We start from the raw sequence: 19,933 nt of genomic DNA on the forward strand, positions 1-19,933 counted from the left end.
TGGATGGATTTGAAATGACCCTTCTCGTTACCGGCGGAACCGGCTTCGTCATGAGCGTCCTCGCAAGGACATGGCTCGAACGTGATGCCAAGGCGCGCGTCGTTACTCTCGACCGTGCGGGCCTGGATGCCATGGCGGAACGCTATTTTGCGCCGGTCCGCGATCGGCTCACGGTCGTCACGGCCGATATTTGTGATCCCCAGCAGTGGGAGGCCGTCCTCGACAGCCACGATATCCGCTATGTGGTGCATGGCGCGACCGTCACCCCGATTTCTCGCGGCAGTGCCGCGGAGGCAAAGCGTCAGCCCGAAGCCGAAGATCCTGCCAGGATCGTCGATGTCAATTTGATGGGCACTGTCAATATTCTCGAATGGCTGAGAAAACGGCCCGGTATTCAGCGCCTGGTCTTTGTCAGCTCGGGCTCCGTTTACCGCCATCACGGGCCGGACTGGACGGGCGAACCGCTACCCGAGGACGGCTATGTCGCGCCGCTGACGCTCTACGGCATCTCCAAGTTTGCGGCCGAGATGGTGGTCAACCGTTACGCCGATCTCTTCGGCCTGTCGGCCGCCTCTGTCCGGCTCGCGTCGGTCTATGGGCCGATGGACAGGGTCACCGGCAGCCGCAATTTTCGCCATGTGCCGAACCGCGTCGCCCATATGGCGCTCGCCGACGAGACGATCCGGCCGAACAGCCTGGAACCCGTCGGCGACTATGTCACCTCCACGGATGTGGCCGAGGCGATCATCGCGCTGCTCTTTGCGGAGCGCCTGCGTTACCGCCACTACAACATCGGCAGCGGCGAGACCTCGACGATCGGCGACATCGTCGGTTGGGCGAAGGAGCGTGTGCCCGGATTGCAGGTGGATGTGAGTTCCGATGAGACCGGCAACATCATCCAGGACCTCTCGCTGAAAGACGGCATGTGGGGTGCCTACGACATCGCCCGCATCGCCCGCGATACCGGCTGGCAGCCACGCGGCGGGAAGCAATCCTTCCATGACTATATGGACTGGATCGTCGAAAACGAAAATCAGAGCGAAGGACAATGATGAGCACCGCTGCACAAGATCAATCGCGCGATTTTATTGGTTACGGTCCGAAGCCGCCGTTCGTGACCTGGCCGGGTGGCGTCAAGCTGGCGATCAACCTCGTGCTGAACTACGAGGAAGGCGCCGAATATTCCTGGCTCGAGGACGGGCGCAACGACAACTGGGGCGAATACAATATTCCCAACAGTCCGCCGTTGCGCGATCTCGGCACCGAGACCCATTTTGAATATGGCAGCCGCGCCGGCGTCTGGCGGCTGGCACGCCTGTTCGACCGTTACGATATTCCCGTCACGGTTTCGGCCTGCGCCGTTGCGCTCGAGAAGAACCCGGCCGTCGTCGCCTGGATGAATGCACGCGGCCACGATCTGCTCGGCCATGGTCTGCGTTGGAGCGAGTATTCCAGCATGCCGCGCCATGAGGAAGAGGAGCAGCTTCACGAAGCGATTGCTCTCTACGAGAAACTGACCGGCGGCAGGCCGATGGGCTGGAACTGCCGTTCCTTTCCAAGCGTCAACACCCGGGATCTGATCGTCAAGGAAGGCAGCTTCCTCTATTATTCCGACCCTTGCAATGACGATCTTCCCTACTTCCTCGATCATGAGGGCACGCGACTTCTGATCGTGCCCTATTCGAAGACGCTGAACGACAGTCGCTACCTGATTGCCCCCGGCTACAGCAACCCGCGCGATTTTGCCGAGGATTGCCGTTCGGCGATCGATTACATGATCGGCGAAGCAGACGAGACAGGCGGGCGCATGCTGACGATCGGTGTGCACGCCCGCTGGATGGGCCAGCCTAACAGGGCATCGGGCCTGCGGGATGTCATCGAGCACGTCAAGAAGACGCCAGGCGCTGCCTTCATGCGACGCGAAGACATCGCTCAATACTGGATCGACCATCATGGCTGATAGTGCGCATGCAATGCCGGAAAAGCGTATTCAGGTGGAACCGGGAACGATAAGCGGGGCCGAATATATTGCGGGCGTCCTCAAGGAAGAGGGCGTCAAGCAAATCATCGGTTTTCCGGCAAGCGAGCTTTTCGATGCATCGGCGGCTTTCGATATTCCGCCGCTGATCGCCCGTACCCAACGCGTCGCCGTCAACATTGCCGAGGGCTACGCCCGGGTCACGGCTGGCAGGGAGCTTGCCGTTGTCACCGTGCAGTACGGCCCGGGCGCCGAGAGTGCCTTTGCCGGCATCGCCCAGGCCTTCAATGACGGCGTACCGATGCTGTTCCTGCCAACCGGTTATCCGCGCGGCTCGGAAGCGGTGTCCCCGAACTTCGAATCCCGCCGCAACTTTCGACACATTACCAAATGGTGCGAGGCGGCAAGCCAAGTCGCCGATCTGCCGAAACTGATGCATGCGGCGATCTCGCGCGTCAGAAACGGTCCACCGGCGCCTGTGCTGCTGGAACTGCCGATCGACCTGCTTGCCGAAAGGTTTGATGCCAAGCCTGGCGACCATCGCCGCCCGCGCAGCAGCGTGCCGCAGGCCGGTGACGCTGAGGTGGCCGATCTGGCCGAAGCCCTGATGGCCGCGCGCAACCCGGTAATCCTGGCCGGTCAGGGAATTCTGGCCGGATCGGCGACGCAGGAACTGGTCGCGTTGGCCGAACTGTTGAACATTCCCGTCATGACGACGCCAAACGGCAAGAGTGGTTTTCCCGAAGATCATCCTCTTGCGCTTGGGACTGCCGGACGGGCACGGCCAGCGACGATCGATCATTTCCTGGAAAAGGCGGATGTCGTGCTCGCCATCGGCAGCAGCCTGACCCGCTCCTATTACATCCTGCCCATTCCGGAAGATAAAACCATCCTCCATGTGACGCTCGGTGAAGCTGATCTCGGGAAGGACTACGCGATCGCCCAAGGGGTGATCGGCGATGCCGCCTCCGTTCTCAGGCAGTTGACCGCCTATATCCGCGACAATCGCTTGATCCGTGGAAAACGGCCGCAGCCGGCCGCGGAGATAGCCGAAGTGCGCGCGGCGTTCATGGAAAAATGGATGCCGCTGCTGACATCCGACAGCACGCCGATCTCGCCCTACCGCGTCGTCTGGGAGATCATGCAGGCGATCAATCCGAAGACCTCCATCGTCACGCACGATGCCGGCAACCCGCGCGACCAGTTTTGCCCGTTTTACGTGGCGAGCACGCCAGGCAGCTATATCGGCTGGGGCAAGACCACACAGCTCGGCAGCGGCCTTGGCTTTGCGATGGGCGCCAAGCTTGCCCGTCCGGAGGCGACGGTCGTCAACCTGATGGGAGAGGCCGCCTTTGGCATGGTCGGCATAGACTTCGAAACGGCTATTCGCTGCAATCTTCCGGTTCTGACCATCGTGCTTCGCAATAACGTGCTCGGCGGCTATGCGAAGAGCATGCCTGTCGCCACGCAGAAATATGGCGCGAACCGGGTGACGGGCAATTATGCGCCGATCGCCGAAGCCCTCGGCGGCTATGGCGAATGCGTGACGGAACCGCAGAACCTGCGGCCGGCATTGCTGCGTGCTCTTGAGAGGGTCACGGCCGGTCAGGCGGCGCTCATCGAGGTCGTCACGCACGAGGAACCACGGCTCGCGGGCGTGCGGTAGAGAAGCGGAGGCGGACGTGTTCGATACCATGATTCTAGGCGGCACGGTCGTCAACGCAGACGGTCAGCGCCCCGCGGATGTCGGCATTCGCGATGGGCGCGTGGCGGCTATCCTCGCACCGGGCGAGACCGCGATGGCGCGCGATTTCATTGACGCCGGCAGCAAGCTGCTACTGCCTGGGCTCGTGGATGCACATGCGCATTTGCGAGAACCTGGACTGACGCAAAAGGAAGACTTTGTAAGCGGCACGCATGCGGCCGCTCTCGGCGGTGTGACGACCATCCTCGACATGCCGACTGACGATCCCTGGACGGCAACAGCCAAACAACTGTCAGACAAGATGGAGAGTGCCGCGGGTAGGCTGAATGTCGATGTCGGGTTTCAGGCCGTGGTTTCGAAGAATTGCAAGAACCTGGATGACCTGCTTGCGCTCTCGCCCGTATCTCTTGAATTGTTCACCGCAGACGTACCCGTCGAATACCGGTTCGACAGTCTGGATCAGGTGACGCGGATGCTTCGCCGGCTGGCGGAAGCCGCTACGGTGATCGGCGTTTCGCCGGGTGACCAGTCGATCCTCGATGAAAGCGGGCTTCATGACACCAGCGGCAACATTTCAACGTTTCTGGCAAGCCGGACGCCACTCGCCGAAGCAAGCGGTATCGCCCGCGCTGTCCTGGCTGCGGCCGAAACGGGTGCGCGCGTGCATGTCCGCCAGATCAACTCGAAACTCGGCGTCGAAACCTGGCGCCGCCTTCAGGGGATGGCTGACGTCAGCGTCGAAACAACGCCGCAAAACCTGTTCTTCACCTCGGAAGACTACAAGACCGGCGGTGCCCGGCTGAAGGGGTCCCCTCCATTCCGGGGCCGTGGTGACGTCGCCGCCTTGCGGCATGCGGTGTCGGAGGGCCTGATCACCATCATGGCGACCGACCACGCACCGCACAGCCCGGCCGAAAAGTCTGCCCCCTATGGTTCGTTTGCCGACATTCCCGGCGGCATGCCGGGCCTTCAGACGTTGCTTTCGGTGATACTCAGCCTCGTTGCGGACAAGGTCCTGGGACTTGCCGACCTGGTGCGGATTTGTGCCTACAATCCTGCGCAGCGCTTCGGCCTCGGACGCTCCAAGGGGGCGATCGCGGTCGGCTGGGATGCCGATATCCTGATTGTCGACATGAGACGATCGAATGCCATTACCGATGCCGAACAGGTCTCCCGAGCCGCCTACACGCCTTTCCATGGCAAGCAGACTGTTGGCCTGTTAACCGACGTCTTTTTGCGCGGCGAGCGCATCGTCAGCAACGGAACCCTCATTTGTCCCGGACGCGGCCTCGTCGTCCGCAGAGCTCCATAAAGGAACGTCCATGCCGTTGCTCGACAAGAAAATTGCCATCGTGACAGGCGCAAGCTCCGGTCTCGGCCGTGCGATCGCGCTTCGCTATGCCGAGGAGGGCGCGACTGTCGTGATCGCCGATGTTTCCGACGCTCCGATCGAGGGGGGCGAAACCACCCTCTCGCGCATCGTGGCCGCAGGCGGAAAGAGCGTTTTTGTCAAGACTGACATCTCCAGCTGGGCCGATGTCGATGCGCTGATCTCCCACGCTGTAGCCGAGTTCGGCCGGCTCGACATCATGGTCAACAATGCCGCAATCTATACGTCGACCAATCTCCTCGAGACGTCGCCGCAACAATGGGATCGGGTGATTGCCGTCAACGTCACCGGGTACTTTTACTGTTGCAAGCGGGCCGCTCAGCAGTTTCTTAAGCAGGAGCTGGTCGGTGACACGCGCGGCCGGATCATCAACATTTCGTCGCAGCATGGCATGGTCGCCTGCCCGGGTGATTTTCCCTATAGCGTCAGCAAGGGTGCGATCGTGCAGATGACGCGGCAAATTGCCGTCGACCACGCTGAAGCGGGAATCGTCTGCAATGCGATCGCTCCTGGCAAGATCGTCACCGGCAAACCGGGTGTCGCCAACGCTCCTGACGCACTCGAATACTCGCGCCGCCGCACGCCCTGGCCGCGGCTCGGCGAGCCGAGCGACGTCGCGAGTGCCGCACTTTTCCTCGCAAGCGACATGGCGAGCTACATGACCGGCGTCAACCTGATGGTCGACGGCGGCTGGATGGCGGGCTGATCACAGCGCCGCGCAATATTCGAAATAAGGGAAAGGAAAGAGACCATGGATCTCGGATTGAAAGGCAAGACTGCCCTGGTATTGGGCGCTGGCGGAGGACTTGGCGGAGCGATTGCCCGGACGCTGGCAGCGGAGGGTGCGCAGATCGCTGTCGCCGATATCAACAAGGAGGCCGCCGACAAGACGGTCGCGGACATCGTCGCGGCTGGCGGTTCGGCCATGGCGCTTCAATGGGACGTTGGCGATCTCGGCGTGCTGCCGCCCAATCTCGCGGCTATCGACAAGCAGTTCGGCTCGGTGGACGTGCTTGTGAACATCACCGGCGGCCCGCCGCCGACAGTCGTTTCAGGCCAGAGCGCCGATAGCTGGCGCAAGTATTTCGACAGCATGGTCCTGTCGGTCATCGCCATCAGCGACGCGGTACTTCCGGGTATGCGGCAAAAGAAGTGGGGCCGCATCATCACCTCGACATCATCGGGCGTGGTCGCGCCGATTCCCAATCTTGGCCTATCGAACGCGCTACGCATGTCGCTTCTCGGCTGGTCGAAGACCCTGGCCGGCGAGGTCGGCCGCGATGGCGTGACTGTCAATGTGGTCGTGCCGGGACGCGTTGCCACACAGCGTATCAGCTTCCTCGACGAGCAGAAGGCGAAGCGAGAAGGCAAGGCGGTCGAAGAGGTATCGGCGGCGAGCACCGCGTCGATCCCAGTCGGCCGCTATGGCGATCCGCAGGAATATGCCGATGTCGTCGCTTTCGTCTCGAGCGTTCGCGCTTCCTACCTCACAGGGTCGGTCATTCGCATCGATGGCGGCTTGATTGCCAGCGTTTGAGGAGATCATGCTGATTGACTTGACCATAATTCCGGACGTCCCGAGCACGTCGCCGGGCTCGCGCGCAAACGCATTTGCGCCGACGAGATCTGGGCCTTCCAAGAGCTTGGCGACGGGCTGAGCATTTCACCCACCTGAATGACGCCACAAAGGGTTGCCGCGCCGGTGAGCGGCGCGGTTCTTCCCACGCACCCTGGGAGCATCAGCGGCATCCCGACCTTGGCTGCGATTCGATCGCACGATCCGGCCGTAGGAAAAGCAATGACCCGCGAACAAATCGACGCCGATTTATTCCGAGCAGCTTGGGTTGCCGGTATCAACGTTGTAACAGACAATGCAGTCGAGAGCCTGCAATATTTGGCTACGATGGCTAGGCCGTCGATAGCTCGCTACCGAGCGTCAACCGGCGATCTCAGGCGGGATATGGATGCCGTCCTCGAAATCGGACCAGCGAAAGTCCAGCGGAGCGGGGAAGTCCCGGGCACACGTTCGGCGGAGACGTCTCGAATGCGATGACGTTCGACGCTGACTATGGCGACGTGAACCTCAGCTACGGTGTTTCCTATTTGTTGGAGGACGTCACTCCAAGCCCTACTACAGCCGGACCTACGCCAACAGCCCGGGTGTCTGAATGAACCCAAGCAGTGGTCAGCGCGCAATCGGAAGTGCCTAGACGGTGGCGGCGCGACCTATAAGATAAACGACAATGTCCGCCTCGACTTCCAGGCGGAAATCCTCATAGACAAATTCTATGTCGATGCCTTGGAACCCTTCGCCTGGGCGCACATTTCGGGCTACGCTCACGGCGAAGTTCTGACCGCTTTGCAGCACGGCCGTCATCCCAGGATTTTCCTCTTCTCGGCATCGTATTCGTCGCCACTGATTGCGCCGCTATCCTTCAGCTTCGCGAGTCGCTCGAGCACCTCGACGGCGTTCGAAGACATGGTGCCGCCCGCGGCCTTCGTAGTGGCGGGCGCGACCTCGTCGGTGCCGGCCGTGCAGTACCAGATAATCAGCGCGATGGTTCCGACCGGAAACAGGTACGACAGGAGCTGATGCCAGCCGCTTCTATTCAGGTCATGCAGACGACGGGTTGCGAGAGCGATGGTTGGAAGAAGGACGCCGAGACTAAAGAGGCCAGACAGAGCATCCGTCGGATCGATAGCACTGAGAACTGCCGAAACGATGACGAGGAAGAAGAATGAAAACCAGAATTCCGATCGGCTGGCGCGGCCTTCGAACGTCGCGTACTTTTTAAAGAACGTCGAAATCGCCTGTCCGAACCCCATTGAAGAAGGAGCCTGCCCAAAGCGGTTTACGCCTGACGGTGGGCTCTTGAACACGAAGAACAGCGGCAACCCGAATACAATAAGAACAACAAGCATATGCCAGACCGAAAGGCTTTCCATAGTTTCCCCCTTTGAATAACGCCCGAATAAATTTCTAGTTTTGGCCTCGCACTCAAGTCAATGTCCCGCTTTCGTCCAATTCAGTGCTGTCAAATCGACCAGTAAGTCGCAGGATACGTAGCGAAAATATTTTCATTATCCGAATTGGTTACATGGACATGATTGCGCAATATCGGCCTCCGTGATCTGATCCACCCGGGGAAATCTCGTGTCTGGCGTGTGGGGCGATGAAGTTACGTAGCCGTTACAGGCTTGTTATTGTGACATTGCTAGCTTTTGGGCTGATTGCGGCTGTCGCACCATTCTGGTTGAAGGAATGGGTGGAATCCATCACGGACAACCCAACTCTCGACAAGATTCACGCTGTTTCCCAGGGCCTCGGCTTCCTTTCGTTGCCCAGCGTGCCGGTGACGCTGGTGCGCATCGATGACCAAAGCTTCGAGGCGTGGCAACGTCCTTTTCCAATCACCAAGGCGATCATCGCCGGCTTGATAGAGAAGGCGAGGACATCCAGTCCGCGGGCAATCCTTGTTGACCTCGATATATCCGCGGGAGGTGGCAAGGACGCCGACGTACTGCACGACTTACTCGACAGATGGCGACCATCAGACCCGCCCTTGCTCTTCCCAAGAGAGCTTTCGTTCGACCCCGACGGGAACAGCCTCCCTGCCTCGCCGTCCGACTTTGATATGCATTTCAAAGCCGGAAAACCGCTCTTTTGGGTGAACGTTCTTTTTGAGGTGGGTGACGGTGCCAAGGTTAGAAACTGGAACCTTTGGGAAGTGCCTAAGGGTGCCTGCCAAGCTCTCCTGTCTCCGGCGATACTGTCTTATGCATTCAAGTTGGGTGGCGCGGCGATGGTCGAGACTGCTCAGAGATATCTTGGCAGCCGCGACGGCGTAGGCTGCGCTCGCGAAGGGCAAGACATGCCGAGTGCTGTGCCAAGGTGGTTGAGCGACGCAGAGAAGAGCTCGGCGATCCAGTTTTCATTCCCAAAGAGTGACACTGCGATGTCCGCAATGATGGTCGAAGACGGTCATGTGCCCGCTCTCATTCAGTTGTCGGGATACCAGTTTGCGCAGCGTCCCATCGCCGCCAGTGCGTTGGCGGATCGCTTCGTCATCATTGGAAACAGCTACGCCTCCAACGGGGACTTCCACGACACCCCGATCGGGGAAATGGAAGGAATGCGCGTTATCGCAAATGCGGTCGCCAATTCCACAAAGGCTATTGCAGCTGCAGAGTATCCGACGAAGGCCGCCGTCATCCTATCGAGCATGTTCCTCGCGGGTCTCGTCGCATTTCTGACCTTCACCTTCAAATCTCTGATCTCGGCCCCGTTGGCACTGCTGGTGGGCATCGTTGTGTACACCGCCTGCAACATCAATCTCGGCGCTGCCGCCGCCCAGTCTGTCGTCCAGTACGCCATCGTAATCTGGGTGCTGGTCATTGCACTGGAGTCTGTTGAATCGATATGCCGCGGGTTTCTTGAGGGGCGCAGCTGGAGGTCGTTTCTCAATGGGTAGACGTGTCTGGATGTTGGAAGAACCGACATGTTTCATACTGGCGAGCTGTATTCTCTTTGCTCCCGTGGCATCTCTGGCGGGACAGCCGGCGGCCGTGATCGTCGACTACGAAGGCGCGGCCTCCATCATCGGCACGCGATCGGGCACAGCGATGGAGTTCCAGCTGGGGAGTGTTTTGGAGGAGGGGGATCGCCTCGATATTCCAGAACCCGGCTTTGTCAAACTAAACCGAGGCGGGGCCTGCGGACTATTGCTCTCACCCGACACATCGAGGTCCGAGGAGCCGGGATGTTCGATCAGTCGCGTTTCGTCATATTCTGTCCCGTCCTCCGGACTGACAGATGACGTCTCGAGCAGATATCAGCAACTGGCGGAAGTCTTGGGCTGGTGGGACCCCGAACGCAAGTCGAAGCCGATGCGCAGCAGGGAGTCCTACGGCCTTCGCGTTCCCGCCCTGGACAATGTGGCGAAGCCCTTGCTTGTCGCGGGAGGCAGGACGCTTGAGGTGCGCTGGGTGGACGGCAAGCCACCCTTCCGGCTGAAGGCAATTGCTTCTGACGGCAAGAAGGTCGACGGCATCGTAGCCGATGGCGCTCGCACCGGCAGCGTTCGCGTTCTCATCGAGCCTGGCAAAGCATTTCGCCTGGAAGTGGCCGATGCGTCCAAGGTGGTTTCCTACAACATCTACGGGATCGCAGCTTTCGAGGACAAGAAAGCTGCAAAGCCCGTGGATGACTACGACCGGGCATCCCAAATCGTCGCGGCAATCTCGAAGAGCGGCGGTGACTGGGCATTCGAAGGCGTCCAGCAGATCAAGGGTCTTGCACTCGAGCCCCGCATCAAGACTGCACTGACCAGCGCGATCGAATACGGAGACTGGCCATGAAAGTCTTCCGTTTGTTTGTCGCGACGGCATTCAGCACTTTGCTCTATTTCGTCGCTGCCACGGCGAGCTCGGCGATGGAAGGCATGATCACAGGGCCGGAGCATTCCGCGATCAAGCAAATCATCCAGACCGACTACGTGACATCCGACCAACTGGATAACGCTGTCGTGGTGCTTCGCCGGCTGATCGAGGCAAGCGAGGTTCAGTTCGGCAAGAACAGCCGGCAGGTTGGCGTATTGCTCTGCGACATCGGCGAAGTGGCATACAAGCAGGCCAATTTCCTGCAGGGCAAAGCCAAAACCGACAAACTCAGGAGGGCGACCGCTGCACTGGTGTCAGGCGCAGACATGCTGAAGCCCTATCAGGCGGAGCATGACGGCTATATCATCCAACGGGCGCGCGCCTATCGGTTTGCAGGCATGGCGTTTCTTGCCTTGGGCGACAAGAAGAGCGCCGAGTCCAACTTGCGAAATGGACTTGCCATTCACTGGAAGCGATACAACGACAACGCCTACCAACTTCAGTTTTTCCCGACATTGTTTGACGCCGTAGAAGGTCCTGAGGCGAAACGAAAGGTAGCCGAAGCAGAGATTAAGATCGCGCGAAACGTCTACAACGTTCCGACCGGAAGTGGGCACGCGAGCCTGGATGGTCCACTCAAGCGGCTACGAATTGCCGAGACGGAAGGCAATCCGCTCATCGCGAAGCTCGAAGCATCTCGCAGCAAGGCTGCCGGCCTTGCTGAGGCAGGCAAACGCGATGCGGCCTATGAGGAGATCGCTTCCTTGTTTTCGATAGCGACAAGCGAGAGCGATCGCAGTCTATTCATCGGCCGGATGAAGCCGCGGCCGTTTTTCATCTACGATGATCCCGACGCCGGCCAATCCGTCAGCTGGAGCGACGACAAGGCCGCCTATGAGATGGGGCCCTACGACTACGTTGCAACGAAATTCTTCGTCGATCACACTCTTATGCCGTTCATCGCGGAAGGGAGGAACAACCTGTTCACCTTGCTATCGCAATGGCAGGAAATCTACGATTCTGGAGACCGTGAGAATGCCGCTTACTTCTGCCGGCTGATTCCAGGGAACTACACCGGATACAGTGGTTTTGACCTGCCTGGCTTCGATCGTAGCCAGCCAGTCATCCCTCCATTTTGTGCTGCGTCCGTTCAGTGGGCCGGATGGATGCGAATGCAAGGTATCATCGGGCAGGGCCGGCAGTTGGTCGAGATGGGTATCGACCTGCTGCCCGCCGACGTCCGCGAAACACCTATCGGGAAGAAGTTCCTTGCGGACAGCCTCGGGCTGATGTCTGCCTTCGAGGCCTATCACGGCTCTCCGGACAGCTTTCTCTCGGCGTATGAGCGCCTTACCGACGTGGATGCTCCATCATCGGCTGAATATGCCTTCTACGCGGCCATCATCCGTGACCAACCAGATGCGTTCATGGACGCGTTGAGACGGCTGGGTGCGGCAGCGTTGCTCCAAGGCGACGAGGAGGAAGGCCCGGGTCCTGTTTCGAAGTTGGCAATTATCGGACCGAAGGTCGCTGAGGCGATTTGCGCCCAACAACCAACGGAGCTACCGGCGATCGTGCGCGCGTCGTTTTGCGCCGATGATGCGGCGATCTCGCCTGATCAGTTACGTGCCGAGTTGCAGAGTGCCTCGAAAAGGTTGGAGCTAGGACAGGTCAAGCCGTTTTTCGCTATTCCGAATTGGCGAATTCTGAAACTTCTCGCGGCCCCCGAATACGCAGCCCTCCGGCCTTTGGCGAAAGCCGCGTTCTCGCCTGGTGAGGTGGCTCAGTTCCAGGAGCGTAAGCTTTCGAAGCGCGAGCAGGCGTTTCTCAAGACGCCAAAGGACCACGACACCTATATCCAGCAAACGCCGAACGACACTCGCTTTGCCGACCAGGTGTCTGACGACTTCGACGCAGCTTTCATCTCTACCGCGCTCTTCGAGGCTGGAAAGGTCGACATGGCGAAATCATGGGCTCTTCCGGCTATCGAGCGTTATCAGTCCGCAAGCCCTCCGCAAACGATATTCAGTCTTTGGCTGGCGGATACCTATGAGGAGCAGACATATCTCGACGGCTGGAGATGGCTTCTCATGGATCGCCCGCTTCTTGCCACTGCCGCCTTTGGAAAGCACATCCCGGAACACCTCGCATACACCCGAGGAGGCGTAGGCGAGGGCGCGCAATCGAGTCTGGACTGGGAGCGGGTGATCGGGTCCTATCACGGGCGGATGATCGCGGGCACCCAGCTTCACGATGATCTGTCAGCTCGGTCGGACGCCCGATCGCTGGTATCGTACGTCAAATTCGTCCTCGGTCTGCAGAGCTTTTCACGCAACGAAACCAGAGAGGTCATCGTTCGGGTTGCTCGCCCGGCTCTGAACGAAGCGCTTTCCGTTCTCGTCGACGGGCGTGAGCTCTCTCCTGACGACGTGGAAGCGGTCTTCGAGATCGTCCAGATGATGAAGCCGAGTGGGACGGGTGCGACCATTGCCCGTCTTGGCGCGAGGCTTTCTGCGGTGTCTCCGCAGCTGGCAAATCTTGCCAAGCAGCGCGAAGAGTTGCGTCAGAAGTGGCTTGCGACGCCGGTTGATCAAGTCGCGGATCGCAAAGCGTTGGCCGTCCAGGTTGACGACATTGATTTGGAGCTGGCCAAGCAGTTTCCCAAATACGTCGAGATATCAGGCACGGTCGCCGTGTCGGTTGAGCAGGCGACCGCCGCATTGTTGGATGACGAGGCTCTGATCGCATTTCTCGACACGGGCGACAACTTTCTGGTGGTGGCTGCGAGCAAGGCAAGGACCGCTGTCATCAAGACGGAGATGTCTTCGGACGATGTAAACGACTTGGTGCACGAGCTCAGGCGAGGGCTCGAACTGCGCGGAGGACGGGTTCCTGCCTTTCGCGGGGAGGCGGCATATCAGTTATACCGCCAACTTTTCGAACCGATCGAAGCCAAGTGGACCATGTCGCCGAGACACCTGATTTTGGTGCCGGACGGCTCTCTTGAGAGCATTCCTTTCGCGGTGCTGCTGACTGAAGAGATGGTGCGGGATGATTTCGTCGGCGCGAAGTGGCTATCGGACAAGTACACCATGACGCGCGTGCCATCGGTCGCATCACTGATGACGCTGCGAGCCGGAGCCGGCGCGAAACCGGGCGGGGAGCCTCTGCTTGGGATCGGTGACCCTGTTCTGGATGGCAGTCCTGATACCGAGCGCGGCGGTCTGGCTGCCTCGAAGCTGGTCGCCCTCCGGGGTGGCGCGAATGTGCAGGATATCCGGGCGCTTCCAAGGTTGCCGGAAACGGCCGACGAGCTAAGGGCCCTACAAAAGAGCCTGAAGGCACCTGTCGGCTCGTTGTTGCTTGGACAGATGGCGACGGAGACGTCGTTGAAGGGCGAGGACCTGACCAGGTTCCAGACACTCGCCTTCGCGACCCATGGCCTGCTCGCCGGAGAGATAACTGGGGTTCAGGAACCTGGGCTGATCATGACGCCACCGGCGGTGGCGACGCCGACCGATGACGGATATCTTTCTGCCAGCGATATAGCTGCGTTGAACCTCAATGCCGAGGTCGTCCTCCTCTCGGCATGTAACACCGCCGCGCCCGAACAGGCCGGAGCGGAAGGGCTTTCGGGACTAGCCAAGGCGTTTTTCTTCGCGGGTGCCCGAAACCTGGTGGTGTCACACTGGGCTGTGGACTCGGCGGCGACCGCGGCCTTGACGACGAGAATGTTTGAAAACCGGGGTAGCGGGAAGTATAAGACCTACTCGTCGGCACTGGGAGATGCGATGCGCGAATTGCGGTCGAGCGACGAGGGCAGGTATGCCCATCCGCTGTTCTGGGGACCATTTGAGGTGGTCGGCGCGGATTGAGGCGGCGTAGAGTTCGTGCTCAAAATCCTTCAATCAGCCGTCTTTCTTGCAAAGACGTCAAGCTTTGGTGGCTGACGTGGGCGCAGGTCTGGTGACGGTGGGCTGGTTTGTCACGTCACTCGGCTTCTCGTTCTATCTCAAGCATTTCGCAAATTACGACGCCACCTATCGAGCTTGAGCACCAAACATCGAGGGACACGACGACCGGTTCGCCTCGGTCCATGAGGACTCGAGGCGCGTATGTCGCCGACACGTTGGGCGAAGCTTCCGACTGAGTGCGAACACGGCCGTCGCACCGCTGGCTCTCCGGTTTGGTCCGGAGATCGGCCGGCGGCTCGGTCAGATTTTCGGTCGCATGTCCGAACCGATCGACCCGGTTTCCACCCCAGAATGGATAGAGGTCTCCCGCGCGGTCGCGGAGCCAATCGGTGCCGCCGAGACCATCAATAAATCTCTTGGTCGGTTGGTGAAGCAGCTCGTCGGCGAACTCCAGCGCCGGGGGCTTGGCGTCCGGCGCACCGCGGCACGGCCAAGACCGTCCGCCGAACCGGTGACGAACGCGCATTTCCTTGGCTCCAAGTGTGCAGTGAGTTGATTGTGTGTGACGCCACCACGGTCAAGTCAGTGGCTACGGGTGCAGAGACGATGAATGCGCTGACTGGAAATCCTTGAGCGTGGGTTGTCATTGGCGCTTGAAATCCGGTGGTGAAAGAGCCATCTGACCGGCATTTCTGAGCAATGGGGATTATCGATGACGACAGTAGAAGATCGGCAGCCTGAGCACCACGCATTCGAAGCCGATGTCAGCCGGCTGCTGCACATGATGGTGCATTCGGTTTATTCGGACAAGGATGTGTTCCTCCGCGAATTGATTTCGAATGCTGCGGATGCCTGCGAAAAGCTGCGTTACGAGTCGATTTCCCGGCCGCAGCTCTCGGCGGATTCGACCCCGCCGGGAATTCTCGTGAGCCTCAATGAAGAGGCGTTGACCCTCGTCATCGAGGACAATGGCATCGGCATGAGCCGCGATGAAATGATCGACGCGCTCGGCACGATCGCGCGCTCTGGCACGAAGGCGTTCATGGAGCGGCTTGAGGCTGCCAAGGCTGGTGAAAAGGCTGAATTGATCGGCCAGTTCGGCGTCGGCTTCTATTCCTCGTTCATGGTCGCCGAACAGGTCGACGTGATTTCTCGCCGTGCTGGTCAGGACGAAGCCTGGAAATGGTCGTCCGACGGCAAGGGAAGTTACGACATCGTCGCAGTCGATCTCGAAGCGGCGCCGGCGAGGGGCACGCGTGTCGTGCTGCATCTCATGCAGGACGCAAAGAAGTATACGGGCAAATGGACGGTCGAAAAGATCATTCGCGACCAGTCCGGCCACGTGCCTGTCCCCATTCGCCTTCTTGAAAAAGAGGGTGCTGAGCCGTCGCAGGTTTCCGATGGCGCAGCACTTTGGACAAAGCCGAAAAACGAGATATCCAAACAGGACTATGACGATTTTTATCGCGGTGTCTCCGGTCAGTATGACGAGCCACTGGCCAATGTGCATTTCCGCGCCGAGGGTCGCCACGAATACACAACGCTCGCCTTCATCCCCGGTTCTCAGCCCTTCGACCTGTTCGATCCAGACCGCCAGGGTCGGATGAAGCTTTACGTGAAGCGCGTCTTCATTACCGACGAAGCCGAGTTGCTGCCGCGTTACCTGCGGTTCGTCCGCGGCATCGTTGACACCTCGGATCTGCCGCTTAACATTTCCCGCGAGATGATTCAGGAAAGCCCGGTGCTTAGCGCCATCAAGAAAGGCGTGACCAGCCGGATCCTTACCGCGCTGGAGAAAATGGCCGAAGGCGAAGCCGAGACGTTTTCCAAATTCTGGGACCTCTTCGGGGCGATCCTCAAGGAAGGGATCTACGAAGACTTCGAGCGGCGCTCGCAGTTGCTGAAGCTGGCCCGCTTCCGCAGTACCGTGGCCGGTGAGACGACCCGTAATCTGGCCGACTACCTGGCGTCGATGAAAGAGGGGCAGTCGGCGATCTATTACATCAGCGGCTCCAGTCTGGACCAACTAAAATCGTCGCCGCAACTCGAAGGTTTTCGAGCCAGAGGTATCGAAGTCCTTCTCCTTACAGATGGCGTAGATAATTTCTGGCCGACGAATGTCCCAGATTTCGAGGGAAAGTCCTTCAAGTCGGTCACCCAGGGTCTTGCCGATCTGGACGACATTATCGGCGAGGGAAGCACAGATAAGCAGGCCCTGGAAGCCTCTCCCGACGTCGCGGCATTCATCGATTTTGCGCGAGCTAGCCTGAAGGAGGAGGTTACCGACGTGCGGGTCTCCGGTCGGTTGACCGAAAGTGCCGTCTGCCTGGTCGCCTCCGAACATGGGCCAGATCGACAGCTCGAGAAACTTTTGCAGGGGGCAGGGCGGCTACAGACCGCTTCGAAGCCGGTCCTGGAAATCAATGCGCAGAACGAACTCGTGAAAAGCATCGCTGCGATGGACGATCAGGCGTTTCGCGAAGATGCCGCCTGGCTCCTGCTCGACGAAGCCCGCATTCTCGACGGGGACAAGCCTACCAATCCGCGCGCTTTCGCCGAAAGGCAGGCCAGACTGTTTGCATTGGCGATCGGACGGGCGAGGTAGCGCCACACCCAAACGACCTCTTGCTGGCAGGTCAAAAACCTACAATTTGCAGTCTTGCTGGAAAATCGGTCGGATCAAGCTTCGCTGCATAGCAGCCTTCACAGCGAAGCTTGATCCCTGCCGCACCGTGTCCGGCGCCTTTCGAACGCCACAACAGATGGCGATGTCCCGATCTAGCATTGCCGCCCGCATCTTGTATGAAACGAACCTCGCGTCGCTCCTAAAGCCGCAGCAGGCCATCAGCCGTCATGCCGATGATGTCTGGTTCCCGACACCACGTGAAATCGATGCGATTTGTGCAGCCGTTTGGGCAACGGACGGACCAACATCTTTTAATAACTAGGCTGGCGATTTTAGTCCTTCACGGCACGATGCCAATGATCAGTCCGCTTCTACCGATTGCCCGCTCGCCTAATCTTAAAGCTTCCTCAAAGCATATGAGTCGAGGTAACCACAAGCAATGCAACGGAACGTCACCACCTCGTAAACCGCTTTGCCTTTGAGGCTTAAACCGGAAAATAAACTTTTTACAGGTTTTCCTTCAACCCAGGTCTCTGATGACAAGAGGGCGCTGTCCCCTTTCTCGAGCAAAAAACCCTCTTCCATATCGGACCTGCATTGACTGCATTGGTGGGACATATCCAGACCTTATATTGTTAGGCTCTTGTCTCATATTAACCGGCCTCCGGATCTCGTCGAGATCACTCATGCGTGGACCCTGACTGGACCTCCCGGACGACGCTGCCGAATGCTTCCTGAAGGAGTTCGGCCATTGGCCGCGCGCCTTTCTCCTGGTTGAAGATATCTCCAGCAATGCGCATCGCTCCGACGGAAACCATAGCGACGACACGCAACGCCGTTGATCGCTCAGGCTCGGGCCACCGCTCTCTGAGCGCGTCGTATATCTCAAGTTCTTGCTGCACGTATGATATCTGCTTGCGCGCTTGAACGCTTGGACTGGTCCTCATCAACCTATCCATCTCGATCATGTCGTCCGTCGGGATCGCATTACACACGCTCACCACAGCATCTCGTACCGCGTCAATCGGCGTCGAGGTCGCGGGAGCCTTTCGTACCGCATCCGCCAACATCTCGCCGATCCCACTTTGGAGAGACAGTAGAATCTCGTCCTTCGACGTGAAGTAGTAGAAGAAAGTTCTGCGCGAAATCCCTGCGGCCGCGGCAATTTCGTCAAGCGTTGTGTGATCGATTCCTTTCTGAACGAAAAGAGCGATGCCTTTCTCGGTTATGCGCTTTTTTGTCTCGCGCTTCTTTCGTTCCCGTAGGCCATCGCCTGCTTGAACGTCACGCTCGGTTTTCTTCACCACAGCCTCTTGTATAATTACACTCAGTGCGATATTAATTTTACACCAAGTGCGAGAATGATGGAAGAGGCGTGAAATGACCAAGTGGCACGAGACCGACATACCAGATCAGCGCGGGCGATCCGCCGTGGTGACAGGAACGGGTGGACTAGGGCTTGAAACCGCTCTATCGCTCGCCCGCGCAGGGTGCGATGTGACCATAGCCGGCCGCAATCGTGAAAAAGGTGCCGACGCTGTATCGCGCGTTAAATATGCCGCTCCCAAAGCCATTGTGCGGTTTGACACACTCGATCTTGCTGATCTCTCCTCAATCGTGTCGTTCGCCCAGCGGATGGAAAACGAGAGGGAGAGCGTGGATTTGCTGGTGAACAATGCCGGCATCATGGTGCCGCCGAAGCGGCAGGAAACGCGGGATGGCTTCGAGTTGCAATTCGGAACGAACTACCTCGGCCATTTCGCATTGACGGCTCATCTGATGCCACTGCTATCAAGGGGGACGGACGCCCGTGTCGTCACCGTGTCCAGCGTGGCAGCTCGTGCAGGAAAGATCAATTTTGACGACATCAATTCTGAGAGGCACTATCGTCCGATGGAGGCCTACAGCCAGTCGAAACTTGCATGTTTGATGTTTGCGCTCGAGCTCCAGGCTCGAAGCCGAGCTGCAGGGTGGCGCGTCTCAAGCATAGCGGCACATCCCGGGATCTCTCGGACCGATCTGCTGCACAATGCACCCGGACGAAATAGCTTGCAGGGTCTGGCGCGAACCTATCTCTGGTTTCTCTTCCAGCCCGTCGCGCAAGGCGCTTTACCGCAGCTATTCGCCGCCACCTCGAAGGAGGCCAAATCAGGCGGCTACTATGGGCCCGATCGCCTTGGCGAAACACGCGGACATCCGCAACCGGCAAGCATCCCGCAACAGGCTCTCGACAAAGCCGCCAGTCAGCAGCTTTGGGAGATCTCCCAACGTATGACTGGCCTTTAAAATATCCTCATCTGGAGCTGACGAAAAGCGCCTCCGGCCCTTGAACGCCCGCACACACGTCTGTTTGGGCTGGCAGATGACAACTTAGCTTCGAACTCCACGGTCGCGGGTTACGCTAGCGTTGCCGGCTGCGCTACTCCACGGCGTTATCTGCTGTCTTGCCGCGTTAGAAACAGCCTGATCGACGATTCATGCCCCTTTAAACTCACCACAGTCGAAACCCCGAAGGAGATCGAGCGTCGACAAGCGGCCGGGATCCCGCTCAACATGAGATTACGAGGAGCTTCAAGGGTTCCTCGACCCATTCTACCGCAGCTACAAATGCTCGGACGGCCGCAGTCACACGATCTCCGGTAAGATGTTCCATGTGGCTGTTCCCGGTGGCGACACTTTGATCGAGGGGCGATTTAAAATAGAAGGTTCAAAAGAACCGAAATGGATCGATTGGATCGACAGCATTGGTGAAGATGCTGGGAAAGTAATCCCCGCCATCTACACGCTTTCACAGGACATCTTCGAGTCTGCCGCGGCCGATCCAGATATGAAACGTCAGGTAGATTTTTGCGGTGGTAAAGGAATAACGATCAGAGGAATGTCAGAATCTGCGGATAGTGAGCCTGCCAGCTGGGCTCTGTTCAGATCCTAGTCGTCAGCG

General features: G+C 59.0%; 15 protein-coding genes and 2 pseudogenes. 14 read left to right on the plus strand and 3 right to left on the minus strand.

Features of this window, described 5'->3' with window-relative positions:
* Positions 1-14: 14 nt before the first annotated feature.
* The 6 genes from AC1DIJ_RS14550 to AC1DIJ_RS14575 are packed head-to-tail and all read left to right on the plus strand — an operon-like array spanning position 15 to position 6,610.
* Complete coding sequence (locus AC1DIJ_RS14550; protein WP_112389444.1) at positions 15-1,052, plus strand: NAD-dependent epimerase/dehydratase family protein; 1,038 nt, start codon at positions 15-17, stop codon at positions 1,050-1,052.
* Positions 1,052-1,960, plus strand: coding sequence for an allantoinase PuuE (locus tag AC1DIJ_RS14555; RefSeq protein WP_112389547.1), 909 nt, complete (start codon positions 1,052-1,054; stop codon positions 1,958-1,960). Before AC1DIJ_RS14550 ends, AC1DIJ_RS14555 begins: the two co-directional genes overlap by 1 nt.
* On the plus strand, positions 1,953-3,644 hold the full coding sequence (locus tag AC1DIJ_RS14560; RefSeq protein ID WP_112389443.1) for a thiamine pyrophosphate-requiring protein: 1,692 nt from the start codon (positions 1,953-1,955) through the stop codon (positions 3,642-3,644). The genes AC1DIJ_RS14555 and AC1DIJ_RS14560 overlap by 8 nt, the downstream gene beginning before the upstream one ends.
* Before the next feature lie 16 nt (positions 3,645-3,660).
* Complete coding sequence (locus AC1DIJ_RS14565; protein ID WP_112389442.1) at positions 3,661-4,995, plus strand: dihydroorotase; 1,335 nt, start codon at positions 3,661-3,663, stop codon at positions 4,993-4,995.
* 10 nt (positions 4,996-5,005) lie between these two features.
* The gene (locus AC1DIJ_RS14570) at positions 5,006-5,779 is read left to right on the plus strand and encodes an SDR family NAD(P)-dependent oxidoreductase (RefSeq protein ID WP_112389441.1); all 774 of its coding nucleotides are present in this window, start codon (positions 5,006-5,008) and stop codon (positions 5,777-5,779) included.
* 45 nt (positions 5,780-5,824) lie between these two features.
* The gene (locus tag AC1DIJ_RS14575) at positions 5,825-6,610 is read left to right on the plus strand and encodes an SDR family oxidoreductase (RefSeq protein ID WP_112389440.1); all 786 of its coding nucleotides are present in this window, start codon (positions 5,825-5,827) and stop codon (positions 6,608-6,610) included.
* Positions 6,611-7,279: 669 nt separating this feature from the next.
* Here the strand turns inward: AC1DIJ_RS14575 and AC1DIJ_RS14580 are convergent.
* A complete protein-coding gene (locus AC1DIJ_RS14580; protein ID WP_162706047.1) occupies positions 7,280-7,450 on the minus strand; it encodes a hypothetical protein in 171 nt (56 codons plus the stop codon).
* The gene (locus AC1DIJ_RS14585) at positions 7,447-8,019 is read right to left on the minus strand and encodes a DUF805 domain-containing protein (protein WP_112389438.1); all 573 of its coding nucleotides are present in this window, start codon (positions 8,017-8,019) and stop codon (positions 7,447-7,449) included. Before AC1DIJ_RS14585 ends, AC1DIJ_RS14580 begins: the two co-directional genes overlap by 4 nt.
* Before the next feature lie 227 nt (positions 8,020-8,246).
* On the opposite strand from AC1DIJ_RS14585, the gene AC1DIJ_RS14590 reads away from it, so the two are divergent.
* The 6 genes and pseudogenes from AC1DIJ_RS14590 (at position 8,247) to htpG (ending at position 16,971) form a co-directional block, all read left to right on the plus strand.
* Positions 8,247-9,545, plus strand: a complete 1,299-nt coding sequence (locus tag AC1DIJ_RS14590) for a CHASE2 domain-containing protein (protein WP_112389437.1) — start codon at positions 8,247-8,249, stop codon at positions 9,543-9,545.
* Positions 9,546-9,924: 379 nt separating this feature from the next.
* Positions 9,925-10,431: a hypothetical protein gene (locus AC1DIJ_RS14595; protein WP_112389436.1), complete on the plus strand. Its 507-nt coding sequence runs from the start codon at positions 9,925-9,927 to the stop codon at positions 10,429-10,431.
* On the plus strand, positions 10,428-14,327 hold the full coding sequence (locus AC1DIJ_RS14600) for a CHAT domain-containing protein (protein ID WP_112389435.1): 3,900 nt from the start codon (positions 10,428-10,430) through the stop codon (positions 14,325-14,327). The genes AC1DIJ_RS14595 and AC1DIJ_RS14600 overlap by 4 nt, the downstream gene beginning before the upstream one ends.
* A 44-nt stretch (positions 14,328-14,371) precedes the next feature.
* Positions 14,372-14,602 (plus strand): annotated as a pseudogene (locus AC1DIJ_RS14605) (ribonuclease); the annotation flags it as partial.
* A 2-nt stretch (positions 14,603-14,604) separates the two neighbouring features.
* Positions 14,605-14,844: pseudogene (locus tag AC1DIJ_RS14610) on the plus strand (DNA polymerase Y family protein); the annotation flags it as partial.
* 234 nt (positions 14,845-15,078) lie between these two features.
* Positions 15,079-16,971: a molecular chaperone HtpG gene (gene htpG / locus AC1DIJ_RS14615; RefSeq protein ID WP_112389434.1), complete on the plus strand. Its 1,893-nt coding sequence runs from the start codon at positions 15,079-15,081 to the stop codon at positions 16,969-16,971.
* Positions 16,972-17,672: 701 nt separating this feature from the next.
* Here the strand turns inward: htpG and AC1DIJ_RS14620 are convergent.
* Positions 17,673-18,296, minus strand: a complete 624-nt coding sequence (locus AC1DIJ_RS14620) for a TetR/AcrR family transcriptional regulator (RefSeq protein ID WP_112389546.1) — start codon at positions 18,294-18,296, stop codon at positions 17,673-17,675.
* A gap of 76 nt (positions 18,297-18,372) precedes the next feature.
* On the opposite strand from AC1DIJ_RS14620, the gene AC1DIJ_RS14625 reads away from it, so the two are divergent.
* Together AC1DIJ_RS14625 and AC1DIJ_RS14630 are read left to right on the plus strand one after the other, a co-directional pair.
* Complete coding sequence (locus AC1DIJ_RS14625; RefSeq protein ID WP_112389432.1) at positions 18,373-19,278, plus strand: SDR family oxidoreductase; 906 nt, start codon at positions 18,373-18,375, stop codon at positions 19,276-19,278.
* 367 nt (positions 19,279-19,645) lie between these two features.
* A complete protein-coding gene (locus AC1DIJ_RS14630; RefSeq protein ID WP_162706046.1) occupies positions 19,646-19,924 on the plus strand; it encodes a hypothetical protein in 279 nt (92 codons plus the stop codon).
* The last annotated feature ends 9 nt before the right edge of the window (positions 19,925-19,933 follow it).

It is taken from the genome of Rhizobium sp. 10N427 (genome assembly GCF_056394605.1).

Excerpts from the sequence above, each read along its gene's own strand:
- AC1DIJ_RS14550 (WP_112389444.1), top strand. The coding sequence starts at position 15 with ATGACCCTTCTCGTTACCGGCGGAACCGGCTTCGTCATGAGCGTCCTC.
- AC1DIJ_RS14555 (WP_112389547.1), top strand. The coding sequence starts at position 1,052 with ATGAGCACCGCTGCACAAGATCAATCGCGCGATTTTATTGGTTACGGT.
- AC1DIJ_RS14560 (WP_112389443.1), top strand. The coding sequence starts at position 1,953 with ATGGCTGATAGTGCGCATGCAATGCCGGAAAAGCGTATTCAGGTGGAA.
- AC1DIJ_RS14570 (WP_112389441.1), top strand. The coding sequence starts at position 5,006 with ATGCCGTTGCTCGACAAGAAAATTGCCATCGTGACAGGCGCAAGCTCC.
- AC1DIJ_RS14575 (WP_112389440.1), top strand. The coding sequence starts at position 5,825 with ATGGATCTCGGATTGAAAGGCAAGACTGCCCTGGTATTGGGCGCTGGC.
- AC1DIJ_RS14580 (WP_162706047.1), bottom strand. The coding sequence starts at position 7,450 with ATGACGGCCGTGCTGCAAAGCGGTCAGAACTTCGCCGTGAGCGTAGCC.
- AC1DIJ_RS14585 (WP_112389438.1), bottom strand. The coding sequence starts at position 8,019 with ATGGAAAGCCTTTCGGTCTGGCATATGCTTGTTGTTCTTATTGTATTC.
- AC1DIJ_RS14590 (WP_112389437.1), top strand. The coding sequence starts at position 8,247 with ATGAAGTTACGTAGCCGTTACAGGCTTGTTATTGTGACATTGCTAGCT.
- AC1DIJ_RS14600 (WP_112389435.1), top strand. The coding sequence starts at position 10,428 with ATGAAAGTCTTCCGTTTGTTTGTCGCGACGGCATTCAGCACTTTGCTC.
- htpG (WP_112389434.1), top strand. The coding sequence starts at position 15,079 with ATGACGACAGTAGAAGATCGGCAGCCTGAGCACCACGCATTCGAAGCC.
- AC1DIJ_RS14625 (WP_112389432.1), top strand. The coding sequence starts at position 18,373 with ATGACCAAGTGGCACGAGACCGACATACCAGATCAGCGCGGGCGATCC.